The sequence below is a fragment of the Sandaracinobacter sp. genome (assembly GCF_041909755.1).
GTDB lineage: Bacteria > Pseudomonadota > Alphaproteobacteria > Sphingomonadales > Sphingomonadaceae > Sandaracinobacteroides.
Map to the genome: position 1 here is coordinate 1 of NZ_JAYRCW010000162.1, position 2,219 is coordinate 2,219.

2 protein-coding genes and 1 pseudogene are annotated in these 2,219 nt (G+C 66.3%); 2 read left to right on the forward strand and 1 reads right to left on the reverse strand.

Translation table 11 applies throughout. The features are described 5' to 3' along the window. Positions 1–197 (reverse strand): annotated as a pseudogene (locus tag ACE3O8_RS13425) (VOC family protein); the annotation flags it as partial. 173 nt (positions 198–370) lie between these two features. Here ACE3O8_RS13425 and ACE3O8_RS13430 point away from each other — a divergent pair. Both ACE3O8_RS13430 and ACE3O8_RS13435 read left to right on the forward strand, forming a co-directional pair. Then, entirely contained in the window at positions 371–1,540 is a 1,170-nt protein-coding gene (locus ACE3O8_RS13430) for a CaiB/BaiF CoA transferase family protein (protein ID WP_374390547.1), read from the forward strand. Positions 1,541–1,796: 256 nt separating this feature from the next. Beyond that, on the forward strand, positions 1,797–2,219 hold a 423-nt coding region (locus ACE3O8_RS13435; RefSeq protein WP_374390549.1), incomplete at its 3' end, for a TonB-dependent receptor plug domain-containing protein.

Here is a 2,219-nt window from a genome sequence, read left to right on the forward strand (position 1 = left end):
GTGGAACCGTTGCCGCAGGAGGCGGGCTTGCCGTCGATCGGCTTCGTGATGGCGAACACGCCCGTCGGTGTCATCCAGAATACCCGGCCCTTGTCGTCGGTGATTCCGGGGCCGACGCCGGTTGCAGCAAAGATGGCATCGTAGAAGGTCTTCGACGCGTCGATATCGTCTGCGCCGAGCATGATGTGGCTGAACATCTGACTACTCCCCTGGGCGGGCGCCGTGGATCGGGTGGCCCGCGCGAAACGGGGATGCACCCGATGGCCGCGATTGTCGAACTCGGAGGATGGACAGGATCGTGCAGCCTAGTTCTTGTGCCGATGGTGAAGCGGCCCCGGCATTGGGCATGGGGCGGGTGAAAGGAGCCGCCATGATCGCCGACGCAGCCCCGATGCTTAAGGGAATTCGCATACTCGATTGCACGGGGGTGGTGTTCGGCCCCTATGCCACGCAGATTCTGGCGGACCTGGGCGCAGAGGTGATCAAGGTGGAGGCGCCCGGCGGCGGGGACCAGTTCCGCTGGACGGCGAAGGCGGCCAGGACGCCGGGGATGAGCCCCGGGTTCATGGCGATCAACCGCGGCAAGAAATCCATCGAGCTGGATCTGAAGACGGATGCGGACCGGGCGCTGATGCGTGAGCTGATGGAAACGGCCGACGTGTTCATCACCAATGTGCGCGGGCCGGCAGCCGACAAGCTGGGGCTTGATTACGCCAGCGTGGCCGCCGTGAAGCCCGACATCGTCTATGCCCATTGCGTGGGTTTCGGGGAGGAGGGGCCCTATGCCGGGCTTCAGGCCTATGACGATGTGATCCAGGCCGCAACTGGCACGACCAGCCTGCTCGCGCGCGTGGATGGAAACCCGGCGGCGCGCTACCTGCCCAGCCTGATCGCGGACAAGGTGGCCGGGCTGCACGCCGCCTATGCCGTGCTGGCCGGCATCATCCACCGTCTGCGCACGGGCGAAGGGCAGAAGATCGAGATCCCGATGCTGGAGAGTTTCGCCCACTTCATGCTGCTGGAGCATCTGGGGGGGCGCACCTTCGATCCGCCGGTGGGGCCGATCTGCTATTTCCGGCAGATCGATCCGGACCGCCAGCCGTTCCGCACAACCGATGGCTATGTCAGCATCGTGCCCTACACCGACGACAGCTGGCCGCGCCTGTTCGCGGCGCTGGACAATCCGGGATTCCTGGACGACCCGCGCTTCGCGACGCGCAAGCTGCGGGTGGAGCATATGCCCGAGATGTACCGCGAGGTGGCGCGGCTGACGCCGGCGTTCAGCAACGCGGAGATCCTGGCGCGGTGCGAGGCGGCGCGGATCCCGGCGATGATCGCGCGCGACATCGGCGACGTGCCGGACGATCCGCACCTGCAGGCCGTGGGCTTCTTCCAGCGCACCGAGCATCCGAGCGAGGGGGCCTGGCTGCAGATGAAGCATCCGGTGCGCTTTTCGGCGTTCCAGCCGCAGGCGAGCCAGCCGCCAATGGCCGGGGAGCATGGCGACGAGATCCGCGCGGATGTGAAACGGCGCCGCTGAGGGCGGCCGTTCCCCGGACGGATGCTGCGCAGCATCTGTTGCGCCAAAGCCGCGATCCGAAAAATTTTCGGTTTTATTGTATGACAAGGCATGGACAGCTGCGAGGCCCAGTGATAACGCTACCAGTCAGTACGAGGGAGTGTCCGGACGGAAGAGTCGGGCCGAACCTTCGGCTGCGTCGGGGAGGGTAAGCGGAAGGGCCGTCGTCGCCTCCCCTGGTCTTTGTGCGCTCAGGGCGCGAAGGGGAGAGACAGTGATGGTTCGCGGACGCCGGTTCGGTCTGGACTCCAACATGATGTGGCGCAGCCTGCTGATGGGCAGCACCTCGGCGCTGGTTGTCGGCGTGGTCTTTGCAGCCCCGCTGCAGGCGCAGGCGGCGCCGGAAGCCTCTGCCCCGGCCGAGGATTCGGAGATCGTGGTGACGGGCCTGCGCGAATCCGCGACCCAGGCCCGCAACCTGAAGAAGAATTCCGAAGTCATCGTCGATTCGATCACGGCGGCCGATATCGGCGCGCTGCCGGACCGGTCCGTTTCGGAAGCGCTGCAGCGGATCCCCGGCGTGACCCTTCAGCGCACCAACGAAGCGCGCGACCCGGCCCGGCTTGCGGCCGAAGGTGGCGGCATCTTCGTTCGCGGCCTTTCCTGGGTGCGTTCGGAACTGAACGGCCGCGACGTGTTT